The 26,605-nt window shown below is 45.2% G+C and carries 24 protein-coding genes and 1 tRNA gene; 7 read left to right on the top strand and 18 right to left on the bottom strand.

Annotated features, from left to right (window positions below; all coding sequences use genetic code 11):
• The first annotated feature begins 109 nt into the window (after nt 1–109).
• The 3 genes from STSP1_RS00305 (at nt 110) to STSP1_RS00315 (ending at nt 1,964) form a co-directional block, all read left to right on the top strand.
• Nucleotides 110–694: a PEP-CTERM sorting domain-containing protein gene (locus STSP1_RS00305; protein ID WP_085754430.1), complete on the top strand. Its 585-nt coding sequence runs from the start codon at nt 110–112 to the stop codon at nt 692–694.
• A 27-nt stretch (nt 695–721) separates the two neighbouring features.
• Nucleotides 722–1,327: a PEP-CTERM sorting domain-containing protein gene (locus STSP1_RS00310; protein ID WP_085754431.1), complete on the top strand. Its 606-nt coding sequence runs from the start codon at nt 722–724 to the stop codon at nt 1,325–1,327.
• A gap of 109 nt (nt 1,328–1,436) precedes the next feature.
• Complete coding sequence (locus STSP1_RS00315; protein WP_085754432.1) at nt 1,437–1,964, top strand: PEP-CTERM sorting domain-containing protein; 528 nt, start codon at nt 1,437–1,439, stop codon at nt 1,962–1,964.
• A gap of 177 nt (nt 1,965–2,141) precedes the next feature.
• Here STSP1_RS00315 and nifJ read toward each other — a convergent pair whose 3' ends face one another.
• The 9 genes from nifJ to STSP1_RS00360 all read right to left on the bottom strand — a co-directional run bounded on the left by nifJ (nt 2,142) and on the right by STSP1_RS00360 (nt 12,776).
• A complete protein-coding gene (nifJ, locus tag STSP1_RS00320; protein WP_085754433.1) occupies nt 2,142–5,705 on the bottom strand; it encodes a pyruvate:ferredoxin (flavodoxin) oxidoreductase in 3,564 nt (1,187 codons plus the stop codon).
• A 398-nt stretch (nt 5,706–6,103) separates the two neighbouring features.
• Nucleotides 6,104–6,547, bottom strand: a complete 444-nt coding sequence (locus STSP1_RS00325; protein ID WP_085754434.1) for a cupin domain-containing protein — start codon at nt 6,545–6,547, stop codon at nt 6,104–6,106.
• A 146-nt stretch (nt 6,548–6,693) separates the two neighbouring features.
• Nucleotides 6,694–7,524, bottom strand: coding sequence for a 5-dehydro-4-deoxy-D-glucuronate isomerase (kduI, locus tag STSP1_RS00330; protein WP_085754435.1), 831 nt, complete (start codon nt 7,522–7,524; stop codon nt 6,694–6,696).
• Nucleotides 7,525–7,607: 83 nt separating this feature from the next.
• Nucleotides 7,608–8,285 carry a bifunctional 4-hydroxy-2-oxoglutarate aldolase/2-dehydro-3-deoxy-phosphogluconate aldolase gene (locus STSP1_RS00335; protein ID WP_085754436.1) on the bottom strand — a complete coding sequence of 226 codons (678 nt, stop codon included), beginning with the start codon at nt 8,283–8,285 and terminating at the stop codon, nt 7,608–7,610.
• 20 nt (nt 8,286–8,305) lie between these two features.
• Nucleotides 8,306–9,406, bottom strand: a complete 1,101-nt coding sequence (locus STSP1_RS00340) for a sugar kinase (protein ID WP_085756626.1) — start codon at nt 9,404–9,406, stop codon at nt 8,306–8,308.
• A gap of 36 nt (nt 9,407–9,442) precedes the next feature.
• The gene (gene kduD, locus STSP1_RS00345) at nt 9,443–10,204 is read right to left on the bottom strand and encodes a 2-dehydro-3-deoxy-D-gluconate 5-dehydrogenase KduD (RefSeq protein ID WP_085754437.1); all 762 of its coding nucleotides are present in this window, start codon (nt 10,202–10,204) and stop codon (nt 9,443–9,445) included.
• A gap of 36 nt (nt 10,205–10,240) precedes the next feature.
• Nucleotides 10,241–11,002 (bottom strand): IclR family transcriptional regulator, encoded by a 762-nt coding sequence (locus tag STSP1_RS00350; RefSeq protein WP_085754438.1) that lies wholly within the window; start codon nt 11,000–11,002, stop codon nt 10,241–10,243.
• A 152-nt stretch (nt 11,003–11,154) separates the two neighbouring features.
• Nucleotides 11,155–12,513 (bottom strand): deoxyribodipyrimidine photo-lyase, encoded by a 1,359-nt coding sequence (locus STSP1_RS00355; RefSeq protein WP_085754439.1) that lies wholly within the window; start codon nt 12,511–12,513, stop codon nt 11,155–11,157.
• A gap of 192 nt (nt 12,514–12,705) precedes the next feature.
• Nucleotides 12,706–12,776 (bottom strand) — tRNA-Gln (locus STSP1_RS00360).
• Between the two features lie 221 nt (nt 12,777–12,997).
• On the opposite strand from STSP1_RS00360, the gene STSP1_RS00365 reads away from it, so the two are divergent.
• From STSP1_RS00365 to STSP1_RS00380, 4 genes are all read left to right on the top strand, one after another.
• Nucleotides 12,998–13,912, top strand: a complete 915-nt coding sequence (locus STSP1_RS00365) for a nucleotidyltransferase family protein (RefSeq protein WP_085754440.1) — start codon at nt 12,998–13,000, stop codon at nt 13,910–13,912.
• Nucleotides 13,897–14,100 (top strand): hypothetical protein, encoded by a 204-nt coding sequence (locus STSP1_RS00370; protein WP_085754441.1) that lies wholly within the window; start codon nt 13,897–13,899, stop codon nt 14,098–14,100. The genes STSP1_RS00365 and STSP1_RS00370 overlap by 16 nt, the downstream gene beginning before the upstream one ends.
• Before the next feature lie 89 nt (nt 14,101–14,189).
• Nucleotides 14,190–16,052 (top strand): sodium:solute symporter family protein, encoded by a 1,863-nt coding sequence (locus STSP1_RS00375; protein ID WP_085754442.1) that lies wholly within the window; start codon nt 14,190–14,192, stop codon nt 16,050–16,052.
• 159 nt (nt 16,053–16,211) lie between these two features.
• Nucleotides 16,212–18,074: a sodium:solute symporter family protein gene (locus STSP1_RS00380; protein WP_085754443.1), complete on the top strand. Its 1,863-nt coding sequence runs from the start codon at nt 16,212–16,214 to the stop codon at nt 18,072–18,074.
• Nucleotides 18,075–18,145: 71 nt separating this feature from the next.
• On the opposite strand, the gene prfA is transcribed toward STSP1_RS00380, so the two are convergent.
• The 9 genes from prfA to STSP1_RS00425 form a co-directional block, all read right to left on the bottom strand.
• On the bottom strand, nt 18,146–19,231 hold the full coding sequence (prfA, locus tag STSP1_RS00385; protein WP_085754444.1) for a peptide chain release factor 1: 1,086 nt from the start codon (nt 19,229–19,231) through the stop codon (nt 18,146–18,148).
• A 90-nt stretch (nt 19,232–19,321) separates the two neighbouring features.
• Nucleotides 19,322–19,555: a 50S ribosomal protein L31 gene (gene rpmE, locus STSP1_RS00390; RefSeq protein ID WP_085754445.1), complete on the bottom strand. Its 234-nt coding sequence runs from the start codon at nt 19,553–19,555 to the stop codon at nt 19,322–19,324.
• Between the two features lie 278 nt (nt 19,556–19,833).
• Nucleotides 19,834–20,928 (bottom strand): type IV pilus twitching motility protein PilT, encoded by a 1,095-nt coding sequence (locus tag STSP1_RS00395; protein ID WP_204844956.1) that lies wholly within the window; start codon nt 20,926–20,928, stop codon nt 19,834–19,836.
• The gene (locus STSP1_RS00400) at nt 20,912–22,393 is read right to left on the bottom strand and encodes a type IV pilus secretin PilQ (protein WP_085754447.1); all 1,482 of its coding nucleotides are present in this window, start codon (nt 22,391–22,393) and stop codon (nt 20,912–20,914) included. Before STSP1_RS00400 ends, STSP1_RS00395 begins: the two co-directional genes overlap by 17 nt.
• A 5-nt stretch (nt 22,394–22,398) precedes the next feature.
• Nucleotides 22,399–23,061 (bottom strand): hypothetical protein, encoded by a 663-nt coding sequence (locus STSP1_RS00405; RefSeq protein WP_085754448.1) that lies wholly within the window; start codon nt 23,059–23,061, stop codon nt 22,399–22,401.
• 15 nt (nt 23,062–23,076) lie between these two features.
• On the bottom strand, nt 23,077–23,646 hold the full coding sequence (locus tag STSP1_RS00410; RefSeq protein ID WP_085754449.1) for a ubiquitin-activating E1 family protein: 570 nt from the start codon (nt 23,644–23,646) through the stop codon (nt 23,077–23,079).
• Nucleotides 23,636–24,307 carry a hypothetical protein gene (locus STSP1_RS00415; protein ID WP_085754450.1) on the bottom strand — a complete coding sequence of 224 codons (672 nt, stop codon included), beginning with the start codon at nt 24,305–24,307 and terminating at the stop codon, nt 23,636–23,638. Before STSP1_RS00415 ends, STSP1_RS00410 begins: the two co-directional genes overlap by 11 nt.
• Entirely contained in the window at nt 24,300–25,355 is a 1,056-nt protein-coding gene (pilM, locus tag STSP1_RS00420; RefSeq protein WP_085754451.1) for a pilus assembly protein PilM, read from the bottom strand. The genes STSP1_RS00415 and pilM overlap by 8 nt, the downstream gene beginning before the upstream one ends.
• An 18-nt stretch (nt 25,356–25,373) precedes the next feature.
• Complete coding sequence (locus STSP1_RS00425) at nt 25,374–26,594, bottom strand: DUF7305 domain-containing protein (RefSeq protein ID WP_085754452.1); 1,221 nt, start codon at nt 26,592–26,594, stop codon at nt 25,374–25,376.
• Nucleotides 26,595–26,605: the final 11 nt, after the last annotated feature.

Raw genomic sequence — 26,605 nt, forward strand, 5'->3', positions numbered from 1 at the left:
AATTTATAATATTATTTTTTTTCCTTGAATAACGTTTTTGATTTGATAAAGTAAAAATACTAAAAATGTAAGGTGATAAAATTTTCTAAGTGAAATTAAGGAGCTGAAAATGAAAAAGATGTTGGTTGTTTTTGCGTTTTGTTTTGCTGTTTTTAACGCTGAGGGCGCGGTTGATTGGGATATCTATGATGATGCATCAATTCAAGATGGAGATGTTTATCTCGCCGTAAACATTTATGATAACCCCCCTGAACAGACAGTGGTAAATATGACGGGTGGAGACATTTCTTTTTGCAATATTTTCGATTCGGCTCAGCTTAATTGCAGCGGCTGCGAGATCAGTTTCTTAGATACATATAACAATTCAGTGGTTTCAGTAAACGCTAACGCAGGCTTAGACTTAATAGATATGTATGACAGCAGCACTGTTTTCCTTCACAACGGAGCTGAAAATGTTTCAAACATAAGAATATATAACGATTCTTTGCTGCATATCTATGGCTATTCATTGAAAATTGAGCCTTTATGGGTTGAGGGTTACAGCGTTGATGATGAATGGTTTACCATCAACTTTCGCAACAGCTTTATCCCGGAAGACCACATAATACTCCATGAAGTCCCCGAACCGTCAACTATACTGCTTTTAGGCTCAGCATCAGGAATAGTCGTAAGCAGGCAAAAGAATAAATCATAAAAGCATAGAAATTTGGAAGGCGAATAAATGAGAACAAATATAATTGCTTTAATATTTTTTGTTATAACAGCTTCTGCGTATTCTACCCTTTGGGAAATACAAGAAGATGAGAATATTAACAATTCTGTCTATGACCAAATAAACGTATATAATGAGGCAACGTTGGACGTTGAAGGATCTCAAACCGCGGTTTCTTGGATGAGAAGCTATGATTCAAGCATTATTAATCTTTACAATGGAGAAATTTCTACGCTGCATCAATATGATTCTTCTGTTTTGAATTTACATGGGGGTAATCCGCAGGGTTGGGAGATGTTCGAGCAAAGTACTGCTCATATTTATGGTGGAGATATCGAATTTATTATGATAAACGAATTAACTAACAGCGTAAATATATATGGTTTCGATTTCAATTTTGTACGATCGGGAGGCCAACAGGAATCAGGTTGGCTCTCTGGCTATTGGCAAAATGGGCAGGAATTTGAGATTTATTTACGCTATTTGCCTGATGTCTTTCCCGAAGACCCATATTTGGGTACCTCATATATCACCCTTCATGAAGTCCCCGAGCCGGCAACGGTATTGTTTTTTGGCTTAGCGGGCGGTGTTTTGTATAACAGAAGAAAAGCTTAAAAATTTATAAGATAATCTTTTTTTTTGAATAACGTTTTTGGTTTGATAAAGTAAAAGTACTAAAAATGTAAGGTAATAATATTTTCCAAGCGAAATTAAGGAGCTGAAAATGAAAAAGATGTTGGTTGTTTTTGCGTTTTGTTTTGCTGTTTTTAACGCTGAGGGCGCGGTTGATTGGAATATTAACAGCAGTCAATTGATTGAAAATGGGTCTTACGGAAATATTCGAATATTTGATGGTCAATCGGAGCAAACAATTGTTGAAATGTCTGGAGGGTCCTGTCTTTCTGTAATTACCCATGACACGAGTAAATTTGATCTTCATTCAGGATCTGCTGATGTAATAACTGTATATGATTCAAGTGCTGTAAATCTCTTTGGCGGGGCTGTAGAATCAGTTTACGTTAATACCGGAATTTTAAATTTGTATGGATATGATCTCTCAATCCAAAACCATGATGTTTCTAATGGGATTTTTAATTTAACTGGTTATTGGGAAAACGGCGCAGCTTTTGAAATATATTTTGAAAGAGCATATTTAGACCAAAACACATTTCTCCACGAAGTCCCCGAGCCGGCAACGGTATTGTTTTTTGGCTTAGCGGGCGGTGTTTTGTATAACAGAAGAAAAGCTTAAAAATTTATAAGAGAAGATGTTTCAAAATTTGGACGGCAGTTTTAGGTGGGCTGCTTGGCATATAGACCGGCAGGAAATCATAGCCGCCTGTCATATCTATAAATTCCCGCTGCAAGAAAAAAGGCCGAACGAATTTCGTCCGGCCTTTATGTGATTTATTTTTTCTGAGAGAAAAGTTTACTGCTTATCGCATTCCATATTAGCGATATTTTCAAGCAGGCAGAATTTCCTCTTGGCGTCTTTAGAGCCTTCTTGCATCATCTTTTCAGCTGCCTCAGGATTGCTCTTCATCAGCACCTTCCAGCGGTTTTCGCCCTTGGCGAATTCATCGAATCCGATAGTAGGCGCTTTGCTGTCGAGCTTGAGCGGGTTCTTGCCTTCAGAGGCGAGGTCAGGATTGAATCTGTAGAGAGGCCAGTGGCCGCTGTTTACAGCCTTTTTCTGCTCGTCGAGCCCGCAGGTCATATTGATGCCGTGAGCGATACAGTGTGAGTATGCGAGGATGATGCTCGGGCCGTTGTATGCTTCTGCTTCAACGAACGCCTTCACCATCTGATTCGGATTCGCTCCCACTGCCACCTTGGCAACGTATATTCCGCCGTAGGTCATTGAGATCATACCGAGATCTTTCTTCGGCATCTGCTTTCCGCCTGCGGCAAACTTGGCCACAGCACCCAGCGGCGTAGATTTAGACATCTGCCCGCCTGTGTTGGAGTAAACCTCTGTATCAAGCACGAGCAGGTTCACATCGCTTCCGCTTGCAAGCACATGGTCAACACCGTGGCTGTCGATATCGTATGCCCAGCCGTCGCCGCCGAGAATCCATACGCTCTTATGTACGAGGTAATCAGCAAGCGTTGTTATCTCTTTGCCCAGCTCGCCGCAGCCCTCGCAGGCAGCCTTGAGCTTCTTAACTCTCGCCCGCTGGTCTTCAATGCCGGATTGGTCTTTCGTGTAAACGTTTGCTTTGATCTGCTCAGCGAGCTCTGAATCAACGCAGCCGTTTTCTACTGCCGTATCGAGCTTCTCTATTGCCTGCTGCTTGAGGCGGTCTGCTGTAAGACGCATACCCATACCGAATTCGGCATTGTCTTCGAATAAGCTGTTAGACCATGCCGGCCCGTATCCGTCAGCCCTCTTCGTGTAAGGTGTGGTTGGCAGGTTTCCGCCGTATATAGATGAGCAGCCGGTAGCATTTCCGATTACCGCACGGTCGCCGAAGAGCTGAGAGAGCAGCTTAACATAAGCTGTTTCGCCGCAGCCTGCGCAAGCTCCGCTGAATTCAAACAGCGGCTCAACAAACTGACTTCCCTTAACAGAAGCAACTTTGTATTTATCAGGATCGGTGTTAGGCAGATTCAGGAAGAAGTCCCAGTTTTCTGCTTCTGAATCGCGAAGCGGTTCCTGATGCTCCATATTGATTGCCTTCTTGCCTTCGATTTCCTTGCTCTTGCCCGGGCAGTTCTCAACGCATGCCCCGCAGCCTGTGCAGTCTTCCGGAGCTACCTGAACTGTAAACTTCATGCCCTTGAGGTCTTTGCCCTTGGCATCAACGCTCTTGAATGTCTCAGGTGCGTTTTTCAGATTGTCTTCTTCGTATGCCTTAACGCGAATAGCCGCATGCGGACACACCAGCGAACACTGGCCGCACTGAATACACAGTTCCGGCTCCCATACAGGGATGTTTACAGCAATATTGCGTTTCTCGTATTTGGTTGTTCCTGTGGGGAATTTCCCGTCCACAGGCATCTTGCTCACCGGCACGCTGTCGCCCTTGCCGGAGAGAATCGGTGCAAGCACTTCCTTAACGAATTCAGGTGCGTCATCCGGTACAACCTGCGCCATCTCTTTCTTGCTTGTTGCATCAGAGGGCACGTTAACCTTTTGAACGCTGTTTACAGCAGCATCTACTGCATCAGAGTTCATCTGAACGACTTTTTCGCCCTTCTTGCCGTAAGTCTTCTTGATAGCGTCTTTGATTGCATCAATCGCTTTTTCAGCAGGTATAACTTCGCTGATCTTGAAGAATGCTGTCTGCATTATTACGTTGATTCTCGCACCGAGCCCGAGCTTCTCTGCAATGCCGATAGCGTCGATTACGTAGAAATTAAGCTTCTTGTCTATAATCTGCTGCTGCACCTGCTTGGGCAGTGTGCACCATACATCAGAGGCATCATGTGAGCTTGTCAGCAGGAATGTTGCTTCGTCTTTGGCGTTGCTGAGCATATCATACTTCTCAAGGAAGCTTGGGTTATGACAGGCCACAAAATCCGCTTGGCTGATAAGATATGGCTTTCTCAGAAGGCTTTTGCCGAAGCGAAGGTGAGATACTGTTACAGCACCGGCCTTCTTGGAATCGTAAACGAAGTAGCCCTGGGCGTAGTTATCTGTGAGTGAGCCGATGATCTTGATTGAGTTTTTGTTTGCTCCTACAGTACCGTCAGACCCGAGGCCGTAGAACATTGCCTCGAACGCATCGGATTTGAGGTTGAATGATGGATCAAAGTCAACGCTCTTATTTGTAACATCGTCTTCAATTCCCACAACAAAGCTGTTGATCGGCTCTTTGAGGTCGAGGTTTGCAAATACTCCCTTGACCATTGCCGGCGTGAATTCTTTAGAGCCAAGTCCGTAGCGTCCTCCCACTGTAACAGGATAATCCTTGAATTCAGTGAGTCCTTCAGACATTGCCTCGCCTATAGCTGTGCGAACATCCACGTAAAGCGGTTCGCCAACAGAGCCCGGCTCTTTTGTTCTGTCGAGAACGGCAATCTTCTTAACTGTTTTCGGCAGGGCGTTGATGAAGTGTTTAACGCTGAAAGGCCGATAGAGACGCACTTTCAATACGCCCACTTTTTCCCCGGCTTCGGACATCTCTTCTACAGTTTCGTGTACTGTATCAGCGCCTGAGCCCATAACGATAATAACCTTCTCAGCGTCCTCTGCGCCCACATAGTCAAACAGCTTGTATTGGCGCCCTGTAACTTCATAAAACTTGTCCATAGCCTTCTGAACTATGGCCGGAGCAGCATTGTAGTATTTGTTTACAGTCTCACGCCCCTGGAAATAAACATCAGGATTTTGGGCAGTACCAGAGATTACAGGATGATCCGGACTGAGGCCTCTTTGCCTGTGCTCGCGTACTTTGTCATCATTTATAAGAGCCTTCATATCATCAAGAGCAAGTTCTTCAACCTTCTTGATTTCGTGGCTCGTACGGAAACCGTCGAAGAAGTGTACGAATGGAACTCTTGATTCAAGCGTTGAAGCCTGAGCAATCAGAGCCATATCCATAACTTCCTGAACAGAATTGGAGCAGAGCATTGCAAAGCCCGTCTGGCGGCAGGCCATCACATCCGAGTGGTCTCCGAAAATGCTCAGCGCCTGGCATGCAAGAGATCTGGCCGAAACATGGAAAACTGTCGGCAAGAGCTCGCCGGCAATCTTGTACATATTCGGGATCATTAAAAGAAGGCCCTGAGAAGCGGTGAATGTGGTTGTAAGTGCGCCTGTCGCAAGAGCACCGTGGACAGCTCCAGCTGCTCCGCCTTCTGACTGCATCTCAGTTACCGAGGGGACTGAACCCCAGATATTTTTTTGGCCGGCTGCTGATTTTGCGTCAGAAATCTCACCCATGGGCGAGGATGGGGTGATCGGATAAATCGCAATCACCTCGTTGGTAGCATGTGCTACGTGTGCCGCAGCAGTGTTACCGTCTATAGTTACCATTTTTCTTGACATAATAACTCCATCGTTATCTGCATATTATATGTTTTTCTAAGCTCACTTGAACTTAAAGCTTAAAGTCGATTAAAAACTGCTCCCTGCTTAGCTTGTTTTGTAAGGGAAAAAAACAGCGGCCGGCAGGAGTTGCAAGCAGTTTTGATTTTCCGGTTTAAGGGCTTAATATATAAGCCTTAAAAAACCCATATCATTATATGTTTTTCGTGCTTAACATCAATACATTTCGTTATAGTTTTTCACAAAAGTGAGCAAAACACGCTATATATAACCTTAACTGCGATACGTGGAATCGTTTTGATTTGTTTGATTTACCTGAATGCGGTCTTTTCCTCCGCTTTTAGATTAAAAAACAGAGGCTGAATGCCGCTTAAGCGATTTTGCATCACCGCTTAAATCTATTTTACATACTCAGTGCCGTCCGGCCCAACGGCATGCAGCTCCAGCAATACGCCTTCCTCCCTCGTTTCGGCGTAGTGAGCCTTGTTTGCGGGCTCTGTAAAGAAGCTGCCGGCCGGCATTTCCCTGAGCTTTGATTTGTCGAAAGTCTCGCCGAAAGCAAAGTGTATCTTTCCTGAAAGAACAGTTACTCGCCGCAGTGTATTCGGATGTCTGTGCGGCTCTATTTTAAAATTTGGCGGGAACATTATCCGCTGAACGTAAGGGGCAGGCTCTGAGGGGTCGCCGATTAACGTTGCTGTTTGAAGTGAATGCATTTTGGGATTGCTTTGCCATTCAATCTCATCAGGCAGAATTTGAACAGCCTGCTCAGTTTTGCTGGCAGAGCAGCCGGCAAGCAGAAGAGCGGCTGACAATAATATGTAAACCTTTCTTGCTACCATAATTTTTCCTTATGCAAAATTCTCTTATATGAACAGAGGTTGATAATACCACAATTCATTTAAAGCTTCAAGCTCCATTTTACGATAACAAAAAAAACTGCGGGGATTAAGCCCGCAGTTTCAGGTTTTAGATGTTTATTGCTTGTCTATTTGAGGTCGTCTATTCCGAGGTGGTCCATGTCGTTGAAGTCCTGATTTTCGCCGCCCATCCCCCAGCAGAAGCGGTAGCCGGATGTGCCTGCTCCAGAGTGTATAGACCAGCTTGGTGAAACCAATGCCTGCTTATCAGCAACCACAATATGTCTCATCTCGTCGGGCTTGCCCATAAAATGGAACACGCGGTTTTCTTTCGAGATATCGAAATACATATAAGCCTCCATCCTGCGCGGGTGCAGGTGCGGGGGCATTGTATTCCATACGCTGCCCTTGGCTATTTCTGTGAACCCCATTACAAGCTGGCAGCTCTCAATTCCGTCCGGATGGATGTATTTGTATATTGTGCGTTCGTTGCAGGTGTCTTTTGAGCCAAGATGTGCCTGAAGGGCATCTTCGATTTTAGCATGCTTAACCGGATACTCTTTATGAGCTGGGTAGCTTAGCAAATAGAAGCACGCCGGCTCCGAGCCGTTCTTGCTGCTGAATGTAATTTCTCTGCTTCCGCGTCCGATATAGAGGCATTCAAGCTTTTTTATATCGAAAGACTGCCCGTCAACCTCAATCGCTCCTTCTCCGCCTGCGTTCAAAACTCCGAGTTCTCGGCGTTTGCAGAAAAACTCTGCCCTCAGCTCGTCTGCTGTGCTGAGCGTAAGAGGCTTATCAGCGGGAACAGCAGAGCCTATGATAGCCCTGTCAACATCTGAATAAACCATCTCGATAGTATCGGCCTTGAAAAGGGTTTCTATCAGGAAATTATCACGTATTTCCTGATTTGTCATTCTTGAAAATCTAACTGGATCTGGTGAATACCTTACTTCCATTTTTTTCTCCTGTCTAATCTTATTATTTCTTGATTACTACTCTACTATTTTTTAACCGTCATTTTGTAAAAATCTCAGTTTGCTTAAATCTTTGTTCTGATCTTGCTGATTTTACTTATCACTTCCGCTGTTTTATCGGTAAGCTTTTTGTAGTCTTCTTTTGAAGAAAAGCTCCCTTTAATTAGTTTTGAGCCTATTCCTGCAGCAGCGATCCCTGCAGAAAACCACTCTTCAAGGCTCTTATCTGTGGGGGCTACGCCGCCTGTCGGCATAAGCTCTGCCCAAGGCATAGGCGCTTTCAATGCCTTTGCAAAAGCCGGCCCGCCTACCTGCTCTCCGGGAAATATCTTGCAGATCTCAACGCCCAGTTCGTGAGCCTGATGAATCTCCGATGCGCTGCCGCACCCCGGGCTGTAGGGAATTTTGCGTTTATTGCAGAGCAGGGCGGTTTCTCTGTCCAGAATCGGCGAAACTATGAAATCGGCACCTGCCGCTATATACATTGCAGCAGTGGGTGCATCGCAAACAGACCCTGCACCTATGATCATTTCTGGGAGGCTTTCATCCCTGTAAGCCGCAAGCTCTTTGAACACATCTATCGCTCTGTCTCCGCGGTTGGTAAACTCGATAACTCTCGCCCCGCCTTCTGCGCAGGCCCTCATTATCCCGCAGGAAGTTTCAGCGTCCGGCCTGTAAAACACCGGCACAAGACCAATGTTTTTCATTGCACAGAGCGTTTCGAGTCTTGAATGTTTAGCCATAACTAATCTCCGTTAATAAATCAGCGGGCAATTCTCGCCGAACCGCCTTCAACGAGTCTTTCCACTTCTTTAAGACTTGCGGTTGTCGTATCGCCCGTGGTGGTCATTGCAAGCGCTCCGTGCGCTGCCCCGTAATCAACTGCTGTCTGCGGGTCTTTGCCTTCCATCAGGGCGTAGATCAGCCCTGAGGCGAAGCTGTCTCCTCCGCCAACGCGGTCTAAGATTTCGAGTTTCTCGCGGAGCTGGGCATCGTAAAATTCCCCGCCTGCGTAGAGCACTGCCCCCCAGTCGTTCTTTGTTGCGGTAATTGCGTTTCTCAGGGTCGTTGCAACTGCCTTGAAATTCGGGAATTCGCTCACTGCTTCACGAATCATTTTTTTGAAGTTTGCCGGATCAAGCTTGCTGCATTTTTCATCAAGCCCATGAACCTCAAATCCAAGCGAAGCTGAAAAATCCTCTTCATTGCCTATCATAACATCTACAAGCGGAGCAATCTCTCGATTAACCTGCATCGCTTTTTTCTTGCCGCCGATATCTTTCCAGAGTGATGCACGGTAGTTTAAGTCGTATGATACAACTGTGCCGTATTTCTTTGCCGCCTGCATTGCCTCGATTAAGACTTCCGGCGTGGTCTCGCTGAGCCCTGCATATATACCGCCTGAATGAAACCAGCGAACGCCGTCATTCCCAAATATTGAATTCCAATCTATATCGCCTTTTTTAATCTGAGATGCAGCGCTGCCGGCGCGGTCATTGCAGCCTACTGCTGCCCGCACCCCGAAGCCTCGTTCTGTGAAATTCAGTCCTACCCGAGTCTTGCGGCCAATCCCGTCAAACGGTACCCATTTAATGTATTCAAGTCCTGTGCCGCCCTGATACAGCAAATCCTCAAGAAGCCGTCCTACCGGATTATCCACAATTGCTGTTACTACAGCAGCCCGTTTGCCAAAGCAGCGTTTGAGCCCACGAGCTACGTTATACTCTCCGCCGCCTTCCCAAACGTTAAACTGGCGGGTTGTGTGGATTCTGTTCTCGCCCGGGTCCAGCCGGAGCATAACCTCGCCAAGCGAGATAATATCATATTTGCATTCTGATTCAGGACGTAATTTCAGTTTGTTCATAATAACTTCCAAGCCTTGATCCGATATATCACAGTTTTACCTTGCAAGCCATCCGCCGTCAACGGCAATGGTGTATCCGTTCATATAATCTGATGCCTCTGATGCAAGAAATACTGCTGCTCCCTGCAAATCCTCCGGTTTGCCCCATCTGCCGGCAGGTATGCGGCCTAAAATTGCCTTGCTTCTCTCAGGATCGTCCCGCAGCGGCTTTGTATTGTCTGTGGCCATATACCCAGGGGCAATTCCGTTGGTGTTGATCCCGTGTTTGGCGAGTTCATTTGCCATAAGTTTTGTAAGCCCCATTACAGCGCTTTTTGAGGAGGTGTATGAGGGAACAAAGATTCCCCCTTGGAAGCTCAGCATTGAAGCGATGTTGATTATCTTTCCGCCTCTGCCCTGTTCTATAAGAACCTTGCTGACTTCCTGGCTCAAAAAGAAAAGAGTGCGGAGGTTCACGTTCAAAACATCGTCCCAGTCTTTCTCTGAGAATTCTGTGAAGGGAGCTCTGCGGATAGTGCCTGCATTATTAACAAGGATGTCTATGCCGCCCAGTTCCTGTCTGGTTCTGGTAACTATCTCACCAACAGGCTCTTTATTCGTGAGATCGGCCTGAATGGTGATGCATTCCCTGCCAAGGTTTTCGATTTTTGTTTTGGTTTCTTCCATGCTGGTCTTGGCAACAAGGGCAACATCAGCTCCGGCTTCTGCAAGACCGATTGCCATAGCCTGTCCGAGACCGCGGGAACCGCCTGTTACAATTGCATTTTTTCCGTCCAGTTTGAATTTTTCTAAAATCATTTTCATCTCCTGTAAAACATTGAATTTCCCGTTGTCTTAATTTCCCGAATAACCCATTGATTTGCTCAAATTTTCTGCGGCTGTAATAACTTCTTCTGAAAAACCTTCCAGCCGGTTTTCTGAGAGGTTGTCTGAAGGGCCGGTTATTCCAATAGAAGCGCATATTTCCCTGCTGCCGTTTCTTACAGGTGCAGCCAGACAGCATACATTATTGTGATACTCTTGAGCATCCACGCTGTAACCTTTTTCAAGGATTTTGTTTACTTCTTCCTGCATTTCTTCGAGAGTTGTTATGGTGTTTGCGGTAAATTTCTCCGGCAGGTGATTTGAATAGTATTCCTTTAGCTTATTCTTGTAAATATGCGCCAGAAAAATTTTCCCTGTAGAGGAGCAGTACAAAGGAACTGTAGTACCCGGCCTTGAGGCCACTCGTACCGGGTTTGGGCTGTCGTGAACTTCAAGAATCAGCGACTGCCAGCCCGTTGGGATGGCAAGGTGGCTCGTGCAGCCAGTTTTATTTGCCAGATCACGCAGATATGGAACGCACAGAGACCTTATTTCCATAGAATGCAGTGATTCAAGGCCGATTCTCACAAGCTGAGTGCCCGCGAAGAAAAGCCCTTTTTTCTTTTGCACCATCTCTTGTGCGCATAATGTTTGAAGTATTCTGTAAACCGTCGTTCTTGCAGTTTCAGATCTCTCTTCAATCTCTGATGCGCTCAGCCCTTTAGGATTTTCTGCTAAAAGCATTAGTATTTTGCAAGTCTTGGTTATGTTGGGAATCTGATATTTATTCATATTTGAAAACCTTTGTTTATATATGAAATATTTTATGCGAATGCACTACTGCTGTCAACGTTGAAAAATTAATATTCGGAGAAGTGATTTAAAACGCTTTTCATTACAGCAGCCGGTTGTCGAAAAAATTGGCAATTCGGTCTGAACGTCTTCTACTGTTTTTGAAGTTCGTTTACCTTGTCAATATAGCTTTTCATATTAAATTTGCGTTCCAGCCCTCGGGCGTTCATATACCGAACCGAACCGAATATACTGCGTTTTGTCCAAGGCCTGTCGTGATTGCCGAAACACCATGCAACCCCTGCAAAACTGTTTGGATCGTTTCCATCAAGAGAGTAAACGTTATTCAGCCTCAAAGCCCAGTCGAATGCAGTTTTGGGGTTGTTTGTCCATTCAAGAATCTTTTTGCCCCAGTACATCCGCATATATCCGTGCATTTTGCCTGTGATTATCATCTCTTTCTGAGCGGCGTTCCAGTATTTATCGTGTGTACGGGCATTTTCAAGCTCTTCGTATTTGTATACATACTCCCGCTTTGCGGATTTTTGCTCTTCAAGGGTTTCCCTTGCCCATGCGGGCAAGGCGGAATATCGCCAGAAATTTTCAGTGTACCAGACAAAATTGAATGCGAGCTCCCTTCGTACAAGGATCTGCTCTAAGAAACCCTCGCAGGGTTTGCCGCTATCTTTTACTTTACGGTAAATAAGATTCGGGCTTATCTGCCCGAATCGAAGATAAGGGCTCAGGCCGGACTGAAAATCTGACGCTGGGTCGTTGCGGCTGTTTTCGTAGTTTTCGAGGCGGTTTTCAATGAAATCCGAGAGCCGTTTTATTGCGTGGTTTTCTCCGCCTGGGTGCAGCCTTTGGCCTATATATTTGAATCCTGCAATCTCTCTAAGGTCAGGGCGTGCATCATGGATTGAGAATTCATCGCTTTTGATATCTAAATCAAGCGAGCTTTTAACCGGCTCATTTTTTTCGCAGGGTGCGATGAAATTCTCAGCAATCGGTACAATTTTTCTCCTGAGAGTTGCTGCGCTGTATTCTCGTTTGTTTGAGGCAGTTTCCACAGGCACAATAACATTTGAATCAACCTCGAATACAGGGCATTTGCACCTTCGAGCTATAACGCTCTCCCATCTATTTTCAGTGTAAGCGTAGCCTCTGTCGAATATTAGCGATTCTGCTTCAGCGCAGTATTGCGGGATGGCTTCTGTAGGTTTGTTCTTTTTGAGGATGAATTTTATATTTCTCTCTGCCAGTTTTTTTTCTACCTCTTTTAGACCTTCAAGCATAAACCTGTAGCTTCTTCTTCCGCTTTGAGGGAATTTGTCTACAAGGCAGAACATCACTATAGCAGGCAGGCCTGCGTTGTTTGCCTTTTCAACTGCAAATTCAAGGGCGGGATTTTCTTCTGTTCTGATAGATGCGTGCATCCAGTAGAGAACATACCGCCCGTTTTCGCGGCTTGAGAGGTCGTTTAGTTTTGTTATTCTCTCTTGCTGTGTCATTTTCTATTCAACAAATTATATCTCAGCTTGGAGGCATAACTGCTAAATATAGGCTCAGCGAAAATATTTTAAAGTTTTTTCCTTACTTGTTTTTTGGTTTTCAGCTTATTGTTCTTGGATATAAATGCAGGTATGTCGGTCAATAAGTCTTTTGCAGGAATAAAAAAAGCCGGCCTTCAGGCCGGCTGATAACTGGGGTACAGGGATTCGAACCCCAACTAACTGAGCCAGAGTCAGTCGTGCTGCCGTTACACTATACCCCAATCTCTGGAGGCCAGAGAATATATAGAATTGAGCGGACGAATCAAGCAAAATTTTCACATAATTTGAGTTTCTTCAAAAGAGCAGAGGTTGCCGGAGCTCAATATATTTCAGAACCGGCAAAAAAAATTAAATCAAACTTTCGATAAGAAGGAAAACTTGTAAAATCTTGATAATAAATTAAACTTTGGAAACTTAGATAATTATTTTGCAAAGGTGCGGTATGAAACCATCGTTAGTAGTTATGGCAGCAGGTATGGGTTCACGTTACGGCGGTCTCAAACAGCTTGATTCTGTTGGCCCATCAGGCGAGTCTATAATAGAATATTCACTTTATGACGCAGTAAGGGCTGGTTTTGGTAAGGTCGTTTTTGTTGTGAGGGAGGAGTTTAAGCAGCTTTTCCACGATAAAATAGGCTCTGTAGTCCAGGATATAAATGGTTTTGATGTTGATTATGCATGTCAGGAGCTTGATGCGATGCTGCGCGGAAGGAAAATACCCGAAGGCAGGACAAAGCCTTGGGGCACAGGCCATGCGGTTCTTACAACTAAAGAGCTTATCGATACACCTTTTGCCGTGATAAATGCAGACGATTTCTACGGCAAACATGCTTTTGAAGTTATGGCGGGTTTTCTGTCCCAAAACTGCGGCAGCGGAGAATATGCAATGTCTGGATTCTTGCTGAAAAATACTCTCAGTGAGTACGGCAGCGTTTCAAGAGGCCTTTGCACCACTGATGAAAGGGGCTTTTTGAAGAAGGTGGAGGAATATAAAGAAATCTACTGGAAAGACGGTGAGGTTTTCTCGAGTCTGGAAAGCGGTGAAGAAATAAAAATGAACCCGGAAACAATGACGAGCATGAATTTCTGGGGCTTTCAGCAGGATATATATGAACATCTCGAGCAGCAGTTTCATCAATTTATAGATGAATATGGAAGTGAGCTCAAGAGCGAATTCTTCATCCCGAATGTTGTTGACACGCTTATCAGCGAAAACAAGGCCTGCGTAAACGTTCTTCCCACCTCAGGAGAATGGTTCGGTGTAACCTACAAAGAGGATAAACCGCTTGTGAGGAATAATATAGCCAAACTTACAGAAAAAGGCATCTATCCGGAAAATTTATGGGAAAAGAAGTAACAGAAAATGATAAAAAACTTGCTCAGCACTGCGTAAACTGCAAAATATGTCAGTACGCCAGAAAAAAGCAGAATGGCGTGATATATTCGCTGGTTAAATTTGGCGAAAAATTCTGCCCGTTCTGCAGAGCTTACGAAAAGGTGCATGGCAAAAAAGCCTACGAGACTGAAGAGCGAAATAGTAAATAGTGTATTAACAGGCTTGGAGACAGGTCTGCAGGGCTGCGTTGGTTAGGCCGCAGCAGTATAGTTGGCAGCGTTTTTATAAGGAAAAGATTATGCTGATGGTTACAGATGTTGTAGAAATTGCAGTGATAATGGCCTATCTGGTCATTGTGATTATGCTCGGCTGGCTTGGTTACACTAAAACCAAAACCGCCTCGGATTTTATGCTGGCAGGCAGGGGTACTCATCCCTTCGTTATGGCTATGAGCTACGGAGCCACATTCATCTCTACAAGCGCAATTGTCGGCTTTGCCGGCGTAGCGGGTATGTTCGGGATGGGGGTGCTTTGGCTGGTATTCCTGAATATATTTGTGGGTATATTCATTGCCTTCGTTTTCCTCGGTGAGAGAACTCGTCATATGGGGCACGTTCTCAATGCCCATACCTTCGCAGAGCTGCTCGGCAGGCGGTACAACAGCAAAGCAGCACAGGTTTTTTCCGGGATTATAATAAGCCTGTTCCTGCCTCTTTATGCAGCGGCGGTTTTTATCGGTGCATGTGAGTTTATAACTGCCCATTTCGGCATATCCTATCACCTTGCATTATTGATTTTTGCTGTGATAGTGGCTTCTTATGTGGTAACAGGCGGGCTGAAGGGCGTGATGTACGTTGATGCGATGCAGGGAACTATAATGACCGTCTGTATGATAACAATGCTTATCCTCTGCTATAAGATGGTAGGCGGGGTTGCTGAAGGCCATGCCCAGCTTACAGAGATGTCTGATCAGGTGTTCGTTGGTTTCAAGGCGATTGGTCATCAGGGCTGGACAGAGATGCCCAAATTCGGCTGGGGAGACAGCCAATATGATCTGTGGTGGATTCTTGTATCGAGCATAATCTGCGGAGTAGGTTTCGGCGTGCTTGCACAGCCCCAGCTTACGGTTCGTTTTATGACAGTACGCAGTAAAAGGGAGCTCAACAGGGGCGTTCTTATCGGCGGACTGTTCATTCTTCTTATACCAGGCACGGCATACGTTGTGGCAAATATGTCGAACGTTTACTTCAATAAATATGAAACTATTACAGGCCAGCTGCTCTCTCGTACTGAAAGGGCGGATGTTATAGCGAAGAAAACAAGGGATGTGGAAAAAACGATTCCCTGCAGCCTCCTCCATATTGATGAAGACGGTGATAAAAAAGCGGATTTCCATGTTATTGAGAAAGGTCTCGGGAAGGCCTCTGCAATAATGCCGAAGGCGGAAGTAACCGAAATGGAAAACGGTATGATTCAGGTTAAGCCGCGCGGAACCGCCTTTAAACGTGCCCTCACGCAGACAAGAAACGGCCGCTGGATGCTGAATGCAGACAGCGTAATACCTAATTATATCCGCTCAGCGATGCCCACGTGGTTTTCTCTGCTTTTCCTTATTACACTGCTCTCAGCGGGTATGAGTACGCTCTCAAGCCAGTTCCATACGCTTGGAAGTACATTTGCGCATGATGTATTCCGAAAGCTTAGAAACAAAGAAACCAGCAGTGTAAAGGTTACAAGGACTAGCATACTTGTAGGCATTATAATCGCTATGATGCTCAGCCTGTATGCAAGAGGCGGGTTTATCGTAGCGAGGGCTACTGCGATTTTCTTCGGCCTTTGCCTCTCCTCGTTTCTGCCTTCGCTGGTAGGGGGGCTGTTTTTCCGCAGAATGACAAAGCCCGCTGCTCTGAGCTCTATGGCCGCCGGCTTCGGCGTTACTGTATTCTGGCTTCTTTTCGTTAAGGCCAAGGAGGCCGGAGCGATAGGCCTTGTTCAGCACATCACAGGCGGCGAATCTTCCATACTCGCAGGCTATCCAAACTGGCCTAATGTGGATCCGTGCTTTGTTGCTCTGCCGATCTCAGTGATCACTGCTGTAGTTGTGGCAGCATTCACAAAGGCGCATACAAGCGAAGAGCTCGAAAAGTGCTTTGCAGGATAGCTTTTGTGCGGAATATTATAAACTATTGTTGATGATTGAGGTTTAAGCCGCAGAAATTTTTTGTATATCAGAATAGATGTGCCTGCTCAAAAGCGGGCAGGAATTGTGCCGGAAACGTTAATGCCGGTCTTATTTTAAGCGTTTTTTAAGGGGAAAATTATGCTGATGGTTACAGACGTTGTTGAAATTGCCGTGATAATGACTTATCTGGTTTTGGTTATTATGCTCGGCTGGCTTGGTTACACTAAAACAAAAACTGCTTCGGATTTTATGCTCGCAGGCAGGGGAACTCATCCATTTGTTATGGCTATGAGTTACGGAGCCACATTCATCTCTACGAGTGCGATTGTAGGCTTTGCAGGTGTTGCCGGAATGTTCGGGATGGGCGTGCTTTGGCTTACGTTTCTAAATATTTTTGTAGGTATATTTGTAGCTTTCGTTTTTCTCGGCGAGAGAACACGTCATATGGGGCACGTACTCAACGCCCATACCTTCGCTGAGCTTCTCGGCAGACGATACAGCAGCAAGGCGGCGCAGGTTTTCTCCGGCATTATCATCAGCCTCTTTTTGCCGCTTTATGCCGCTGCGGTTTTTATCGGTGCATGCGAGTTTATATCGGCGCATTTCGCAATATCCTACCATCTTGCATTGCTGCTTTTTGCTGTTATTGTAGCCTCATACGTGGTAACGGGAGGCCTCAAGGGTGTTATGTATGTTGACGCAATGCAGGGAACCATTATGACTGTCTGCATGATCACGCTGCTCATTCTTTGCTACAAGATGGTAGGCGGGATAACAGAGGGACATACCCAGCTTACCGAGATGTCTGATCAGGTGTTCGTCGGGTTCAAGGCAATTGGCCATCAGGGCTGGACAGAGATGCCCAAATTCGGCTGGGGAGACAGCCAGTACGACCTCTGGTGGATTATGGTTTCCAGCATAATCTGCGGCGTAGGTTTCGGCGTGCTTGCACAGCCCCAGCTATCGGTTCGTTTTATGACAGTACGCAGTAAAAGAGAGCTCAACAGGGGTGTACTTATCGGCGGTTTGTTTATATTGCTCATCCCGGGAACTGCATTTGTTGTGGCCAATCTTTCAAATGTTTATTTTAATAAATACGAAACAATCACAGGCCAGCTGCTTTCACGTACTGAGAGGGCGGATGTTATAGCGAAGAAAACAAGGGATGTGGAAAAGACTATTCCCTGCACCCTTCTGCATATAGATGAAGACGGCGATAAAAAGGCAGATTTCAATGTAATTGAGAAAGGTCTCGGTAAGGCGGCAGCTATTATGCCGAAAGCGGAAGTAAAAGAGCTCGAAAACGGGTTTATTCAGGTTAAGCCCCGCGGCACCGCTTTCAAACGCGCTCTCACGCAGACTAGGGACGGTCGCTGGATGCTGAATGCAGACAGCGTAATACCAAACTTCATTCGCTCAGCAATGCCCACATGGTTTTCTCTCCTTTTCCTTATTACATTGCTCTCAGCGGGTATGAGTACGCTCTCAAGTCAGTTCCATACGCTTGGAAGTACATTTGCGCATGATGTATTCCGAAAGCTTAGAAACAAAGAAACCAGCAGTGTAAAGGTTACAAGAACAAGCATTCTGGTGGGCATTATAATTGCTATGATGCTCAGCCTGTATGCAAGAGGCGGGTTTATCGTAGCGAGGGCTACTGCGATTTTCTTCGGCCTTTGCCTCTCCTCGTTCCTGCCTTCGCTGGTAGGGGGGCTGTTTTTCCGCCGAATGACAAAGCCCGCTGCTCTGAGCTCTATGGCCGCCGGCTTCGGCGTTACTGTATTCTGGCTTCTTTTCGTTAAGGCCAAGGAGGCGGGAGCGATAGGCCTTGTTCAGCACATCACAGGCGGCGAATCTTCCATACTCGCAGGCTATCCAAACTGGCCTAATGTGGATCCGTGCTTTGTCGCTCTGCCGATCTCAGTGATCACTGCTGTAGTTGTGGCAGCATTCACAAAGGCGCATACAAGCGAAGAGCTCGAAAGATGTTTTGCGAAATAAAAGTTATCGCGAAGACGATAAAATGATTTGAAGCTTTTGTTCGGGGCGCAGGCTTAAATGCTTCGCCCCGATTATATATTATCGAGCCTTTGCTGCTTATCGTGGGTTTGCAGGGCTTCTACAATCTCGTCTAAGTCGCCCATAATAATTTTATCGAGGTGGTAAAGCGTAAGATTGATTCGGTGGTCGGTAACTCGGTTTTGCGGGAAGTTGTAAGTTCTTATTCTCTGGGAGCGGTCTCCCGAACCTATCATTGCCTTTCTCTGTGAATCACGTTCAGCCCTTTCCTGCGAGATGAAGTGTTCATATATACGGCTTTTCAGGATTCGCCAGGCCTTTGCCCTGTTTTTATGCTGGCTCTTCTCGTCCCGCATGCTCACTGTTATTCCCGTTGGGATGTGCTCGAGCTTGATAGCGCTGTTTATCTTGTTTACGCTCTGCCCGCCCGGGCCGCCTGCCCGGCTCACATGCTCAACTACATCACTCTCCTTGATATCCACCTCAATATCTTCAGGCTCGGGCATAATTGCTACAGTAGCAGCGGAGGTGTGAATACGTCCCTGTGTTTCCGTTTCCGGAACTCTCTGAACTCTGTGTCCGCCGCCTTCATAACCTAACTGTGCCCAAACGCCCGGACCTTTAATCCCAGCTACTACTTCCTTAATCCCGCCTCTCTCCGAGCCGGCAAAGGAAATCGTTTCAACTTTCCAGCAGTTTGCTTCTGCGTATCTGGAGTACATTGAGAAAAGATCTTTCGCAAACAGTGCGGCTTCATCCCCGCCGGTGCCGGGACGTATCTCTAAGATAACAGAGTCGATTGCTGCATCGTCTGCCATCACGAGCTTATCCTTTACTTCCTGAAGAACCTGCTCTTCTCTTTGTTTGAGTTCTTCAATCTCAGCCTCAGCCATCTCCCGCATCTCGGAGTCCTGTTCGTTTTCGAGAATTTCTTCGGAGCCCTTAATGCCGTTTATACACTCGTTGTATTCCCTGTACAAACTTACCACAGGCTTCAGTTTGGCCTGCTCCTTTGTAAGAGGGATAAGTTTGGAAGGGTCTGAAGCGATTTCAGGATCCTCAATCTGTTTGCCAAGCTCATTAAGACGAGTTTCAAGCTCTGAAAGCTTTTCGAGGAGTCTTGTATTGTCTTCGCTCATTAAAACCTGAATAGATTAACTAACTCTTTAATTTGAAAAAAATAACGCTGCCTGTGTTAAGGGCAGCGTTTGGTAAGCTAAGCTGTTAGGCTAATTCTTTTTCTTTTTAACTCTGTCAAGCATGCTGTTGCCGTATTTCCTCTGGAAACGCTCAATGCGTCCTGCGGTATCAACAAACTTCTGCTTACCCGTAAAGAACGGGTGGCACATTGAACAAATCTCAACATGCACCTCTTTATTAAGAGTGCTGCGGGTTTCAAATGTGTTTCCGCAGCCGCAGTGGACTGTTACCTTGTCGTATTTTGGGTGTATTTTGTCTTTCATAATATTGCTCTCCCGCCTGTCTTAAGCTATGAGCCAGTAAAATGTTTTTATTTTAATTCGCTGCCGGCAACTATTTGTTCAGCTTTCGACTTGCAAAACAATCAGAAAGCAGTAAATTGGGTTTCCGGCAAATTAACGAAAACGTAATTTTATTATTCTAAAAAATATTTTCAAGGAGTATTTTTTACTTTTTCGGGAATTTCTTTCTCAAAAACAGAAGGCCGCACCTTTAATAGACACGGCCCTATCTGAATTCTCTATCAGATGCAGATGAGAATTTAAAAAACTATCGGGGCGAAGTCTTTTTCGTCGTAAACTTTTCCGAGAAGTTTCTGCATTTGTGTCTGGTTGGATGACTTAGCAACAGCATCGCTTTTATATATTGCGCCCCTGTAGAAAGTGTCCAGTATGCTTTTATCCAGCGAGTGCATCCCAAGCTGCCGCGAGGTTTCGATAATATTGGGTATTTCGTGGAGCCGGTTATCTCGAATGCAGTTCTTGGCTGCTGAATTGCATATCAGAACCTCCGAACATGGGATCATACCCTCAAGATCTTTTCGCTGGAAAAGAGTTTGAGAAACAACTGCCTTGAGAGTATTAGAAAGCAGACTCCTGATATGGTTCTGCTGGCCGTCTGGATAGATATCTATAATCCTTTCTATTGTCTGGGCGGCATTGATTGTGTGCAGAGTGCTCAAAACGAGGTGCCCTGTTTCAGCGGCGGTGATTGCAGCGGAAGTGGTTTCAAGGTCTCTCATTTCGCCCAACATTATGATATCCGGATCCTGCCTCATTGCGTGCTTGAGGCCTGAAGCAAAATTCGTTACATCCCTTCCCAGCTCCCTTTGTTCAATATGGCTAAGATTATTTTCAAAGAGATACTCTATCGGATCCTCAAGCGTGATTATACGCTTGGCTGACTGCTGGTTGATTTTATTTATTGTCGACGCAAGGGTTGTACTTTTGCCCGAGCCTGTAGGGCCAGTAACGAGTACAAGACCCCTTGGAAGTCCCATTATTTCCTCTACTGCACCGGGCAGCTCCAGCTCTTCGAGTTCTGGTATTGAATTAGGTATAATTCTGAAAGACAAGGCGGGTTTGCCCCTCTGGTAATGCACGTTAACACGAAATCGGTTCCGGCTTTTAAGCATAACAGCAAAATCAATGTCTTTGTTTTTTGCCAGTTTTTCCTGCCCGCCTTCATAAACAAACTCCTCTAAAAACGACCTTAAATCATCGGCCGTTATTTCAGGGAAATCGAGGCCCATTATCACTGTGTTTTTCCTGATAACAGGCGGCAGTCCAATGTTTATATGTATATCGCTTGCTTTCTGCTCTACCGCTTTTTCGAGGGCTTCAGTTATCTTCATCATCTTCACCGCTCAAAACCTGCTTAAGATTTCTTCCCTTGTAATCAGGGCTCGGACAACCTGTTTTATCGAGAATTTCTTTTTCCTTTTTGCTTATCTTATGCTCTCCCGGGATTATCAGCGGGCGTATAAAAACCATAAGCTCGGATTCCTTTATAGTTTCATTCTCAGAACGGAATATTGGGGCAATCAGCGGGAGATCTCCGAGGATAGGCGCCTTGGTAAAACTTTTTGTTGTTTCAAAGCGTTTCAGGCCGCCTAATACCACTGTCTCCCCGCTCTTGAGCAGGGCGATTGTGTCAAGACGCCTCGTGTTCACAGTAGGTACCTTATCCTGATATGCGCTCTGGCCTTCAACAATGCCGAATTCAGGGATTATTCTCATTCTGAGCATATCATCTCTGGTGATGTGCGGGGTTACTTCAAGCTTAACACCTACATCCTTAAATTCTGTCGAAGTCATTGAGCCGCCTTGAGATGTTTCGCTTTCCTCTTCGTATGGGATTTCCTGCACAATCTCAAAGTTTGCCGTTTCATTGTCCAGAACGAGTATCTTAGGATTGGCAAGCAGTTTGGCAAGCCCCTCTTTATGAAGCATCGAGAGCACCATATCCACGCTTATTGAATCATTGAGAAACCCAAGCCTAATAGCCCCTCCGGATTCTTTATCGAATGAACCTGCTGCGTAAGGGTCTTCTCCTGTCTGGATAGGGGTGCCTCCAGGTGCCTCGCCCACAACCATCTCATCGCTGTATTTAATTCCTTCTCCGGTTGTCTGGTAAACCTGATTTCCTAATGAGTTAGATGTTTCGGTACCAGCATTCCACTCAATTCCGAGTTCAACCGAACTGTCTCCCGATACATCATAAATCCGCACTTCCACAATCACCTGCTCTGTTACCCTGTCAACCTCATCGACAAAAGCATCTATCGCTTTGATTCTGCTTTCCTTGTCAGTAACAGCGATATTGCTTGTGCCCGGGCTAACAGAAACCCTGCCGGTCTCAGAGATATAATCTTTCAGGGCGGAGGCAACGTTGGTCGCATCGGCATAAGTTATCCTGTACACCTTGCTCACCGTTTTCTCAGGCGCATTGATCACTTCGCTCTCAGGAACAATCCGCAGCATAGTTTTGGTTTTTATGTAAGCATAGTTATGCACAGCGAGGATATTCTCCAAGGCCTCGCCTACAGGAACATCGCTCAAACGAGCGTTTACGGTGCCTGTAACCTCCGGGCTTTTTACCATATCAACATCAGCGTATTGCGAGATCATCCTGAGAACATCATCAATTTCAGTTCCTACGAAATCAACGCTGATTTCTTTGCTCAGCTTTTTATCTATGGCAGCTGCTTCCTGCTTTTTATCCTTTTTCGCTTCAGTTATTTCACCAAAGCACGGCAGGGATAAAATGATAACACCTAAAGCAGCGAAGAGCATTTTTGTGCCGGTGTTTCTGCGTTTCATAATAATCAGTTCCTGTTATCTTCTGTTGTCAGGATCTCGCGGCTCCTGCCCACTTCAATTTTTATTGGGTGTCCGTTGGAATCCTCTAAAACAACGCTTTCCCTTGTTACCTTTGCAAGCCTGTACCCTTCGAATGTGCCGTTTTCATTTATCATTTTTCTATTGATAAGAGCCATGGATTTGCCCTCAGGGTTCATTAAAACGCCCTTAACAAATACCTTTTTCTTAACTATCTTCTGTTTCTGTTCTTCAGTCTTCTCAATCTCCTCGGGCTCTTGCTCCTCTTCGGGTATTAGCGAGTGTTTCTGCCTGAAGGCGAGGATCTTGTTCAGATCAAGCATCGGATTTTCACACCTATCGCTGCGAAACTCAACTTGCTCCCATTCACTCTTGAAGCTTATGTCCTCAAGCACTTTTATATCAGGCAGTCCCTGCAGCTCGGCATCTTTTGCCGCCTCTTTTTTTGTGTAGAAAACGTTGTAATAAACCACAACACCCAGAATGCAGGCAAGAAAGGTTATAACGGCCGCTTCCTTTACTGTACGCGGATTTATATGACCTTCTTTGCCGATGAAATCTGAGTCGAAAACGCTTTTCTTGTCGGCAATCTTCCCGCCTTCTGAAAGGGCAGAAAAATCGGAGACTGCTTTTTTCTTTTTGCCAAACATAATAAATTCCTCCGATTAAGTTTTTGTTTCTTTGTCTGTATAAAAGGTCAGTAAGATGTTTATGTTGTTCTTCTCGTTTCCCATTTTCGGCTCAGAGATGTCGAATCTGTCAACAAACACCACAGGCGTATAAGTTTCCAGTTTTGAAAGCATAGACATAAACTCTTTGAAATTTGCCGTAAAATTTAATCTGATTGTACCCTGCCCAATGTGTTTGAATCCCGTTACCTTTCTGTAAGATGACTCAGGACTGTATGATGCGCTGAAATTTGATACATTCGCTTCTGATGCGAGCCTGTTGAATTTGAATATCATTCCGTTAACATCTTCTTTGCGAATGAGGAATTCGGAAATCAGATCTTCAGCTTCCTTAACTCGCTTATCCATTATAGATTCAGCACGCTCGTTATCTGCGTTTGCAATAACGAGATTCTTGGCGATTTTTTTATCGAGCCTGCTGTAGAGAACATCAAGTTTTCTTGCCTGAGGCATAAGAATAAAGAAGTAGCAAGCGCTGATTGCTGCTGCGAAAATCGCCCATATAAGCAGAACCTTTCCAAACGTTTCTTTGAGTTTAGCCTTCATTGCCTTCCTCCAGCTGCTTTTTACCGCTCACGAATACACACTCCACTACATAACATGGCAGAACATATTCACCAAACTCTTCGAGCCTGATTGAAGCGATCTTTGCATTTTTCATTTTGGTCTTTAGAGCTTTAGATTCGTTCAGCTGATTTATGTAATGTTCTGCGCTTTCGTTTCCGTCATCATCACGAAGATTGTAAACAAGCAGGCTCAGCTTTCTGCTCACTATCTCAACATCCTTTTTGCGTCCTTCTTTTTCCGGATCTTCTATCCTGAGCCTGTCTGTCTCTTTGCTCACGTCAAATTCTGATATGGCGAGGTTTTCCGGCAGTGTTCCGGTGATTGATTCGAGTATCGGAGTCCATTGCAGAGACTTATCAATACCCAGCAAAAGCTCCTCGGGATATTCAATTCCCACGCCCAGTTTCTTCTTAAGGCGGTTATTCAGCCTTTCATCGAAAGGCAGTGTGGAAACTTTCTTCTCAATTCTGGTTAAAACCTTGGAATTAAAATCAATCTCTATGTTTTTCCCGTAATACTCGAAAAGGAAAAGCCCGCTTAGAATAAGGGGCAGGGAAACTGCCGCTGTCATTATAACTGTCAGCAGCGGAGTGCTTTTTCTCGGTATTCCCTGTTTTTTGAGCATATCTACTTCATACATATTCCGGCCTCCTCATAGACAGCCCGGCGGCAATTGCAAAAGCCGAACCTGTTTTGTCAAGCAAGTCCTGTCCGGTTATGTTTTTCTTGTCTATTTTCTCAAACGGGTTCCACTGACTCATCGTCCAGTGCATCTGCTCACTGAGCAGCTCAACTATAATAGGCATAAGCGAGAGCTCACCGGTTATGTATATATGATTTATTTCAAGATTTTCATCCTGCGTAAGGCAATACTGAAGCGTCCTGTTTACATTCTGAGCAAGGGTATCGCAAGACTTCTTCAGCACTTCCAGAACATCATCTGAAAGAGATTCTTTCGCATTCTGAAGAGAGTCTGTAAAGTCCTCCTTCTCAATGCCCTTAGCCTTAACAACACTGTTGATTATGTTCTTGCCGCCATATTCGATGTTCCTCACAAACGGCACTGAATCCCGCCGAGGGATTGCGATTATAGTATGAGACATATCAACATTGATTATCGCAGTATCTCTGCGTTCGTTGAGCAGTTCAAAACAGTTTAAAAGGGCGAAGCTGTCTGTATCTATTATTATGCTCTTCAGGCCGGAACGCCTCATCATTGAATAATAATTCTGTACTGAGCTCTGCTGAGATATTGCGATAATTCCGTTTGCTCTGGCTGGCTGCTGAGGGTCTTCCGGTTTTTCCCTTGATATCACATGATAATCTATAACAGCCTTTTCCAAATCGGATGGATATATTTGTTCAATTTCTCCGATGAGTGATCTTTCCAGTTCCTGTTTTGATTTTTCGGGCAGTGAAAAGGTGCTGACGATCACATCCGGCCAGTTCATACACGTTACGTAGAATCCTGATTTTTCGATCTTCCGGCCTATGGTGTTTTTGCAGGTATTTATCGCCTGAACGTTATTTCTTATTCTCTCCTCAGCGTCGAAATAACCCTGTACAGGAGAAAGGGCGGCGCTGCCTGCGCGGTAAGTTTCATTATCGGCATGGTAATTCATCTGAACCACGCGAACAGTGTCTGCGCCTATATGTATTCCTGAAACTGTGTTTTTCTTGTTCAGCATTTTATCCCTTTGCCTCTTTCAACTCTCCCACCAGCTTCCCCTGTGGAGCTTGAGGTTGGAGATAAGGTTGTCTCTGTTTGAATATAAATCGAAAACGAAATAGAAATTTGCGCTGTTTTTAAGGATAACATCCTTGCCCATGACAGCTCCGTAAACATCGGAGCTGTTCCTAAGGTCTATAAATGCCTGAGGGGCGTAAATCCCTGCTGTAAGATAGCTTGAATTTTTGAAAACAAGGTTCTCACAGCTCGGTGTACCGTAAATCTTAACGGACTTTACAGAATCTCTGATCTCTTCGTAAGTGCTTGCTGAATCGAAATTTTCGTTAGAAAATACAGAGCCATTGCCCATGTCAAGATCCCCTGCCATATATAGACATAGCGAGGAACCGCTGGTTATCTTGATCTCTGCGCCGTTGCCGAGATCCAAATCCCCGTTAATTACTGCAACAACATACCCCTCTACTCTCAGCGTTTCTGAGTTCCCTAATGATATCGTTCCATAAATTCCGCTTTCGTTCATTACATAATCACTGCTGTCAATTGTGAGCGTTTTATTTGCGAGCCCTGAGGGTATTGAAACATCGGGATATTCTATTTCTTCATACATAGACCAAGTTTCACCATCGATTACCGCTTCTCTTTTAGTATCTATAACCGAATCAGGATCTCCGCCCGGGCCGACAATAATATCTCCCGGGATATGAACACCGTTACGCAGAACGATGCTGTTTGAGTTTATCAGATTTGTAACAAGCGTGAAATCTTCGTAGTCTGCCGGCAGGAGTGCTATTCCGGCGCCTACGTTTATATTTATTGTTTCTTTGGCTGATATTCCAACCCAAGGGTGCTGGATAACCATCCTGTAATGTACTTCCCGCTCCTGAGTGCCGGCTGAGGCATAGGAGGTTATATCGTAGCCGTAGAATTCCTCTGAGAGCTCAACGGTGAAGTAATATTCTGCATCTGCTGTAGTGCCCTCGAAATTGTAAGTTGGTGATGTGTAATCAATGTCTATTAGGTCGGGGGCGTTTTGGTTCCAGAGGCTGTAAACATAATCAATCCCCATATTAAGGCCGGTGTCTGCTGCATTTTGTGCGCTTATCTCGGCTGTTAATCTTGCAGAACGCATCCTTGCAGCCTGAGCTATCTTCAATATGCTCAGGCCTGTCATTGCAAGTATCATTACGATCACCGCTACGGTGGGAAGTGCTGATCCTTTTTTATTTATTTCTCTCATTTCAGCTCCCT

The organism is Sedimentisphaera salicampi (assembly GCF_002117005.1).
Classification (GTDB): Bacteria; Planctomycetota; Phycisphaerae; order Sedimentisphaerales; family Sedimentisphaeraceae; genus Sedimentisphaera; species Sedimentisphaera salicampi.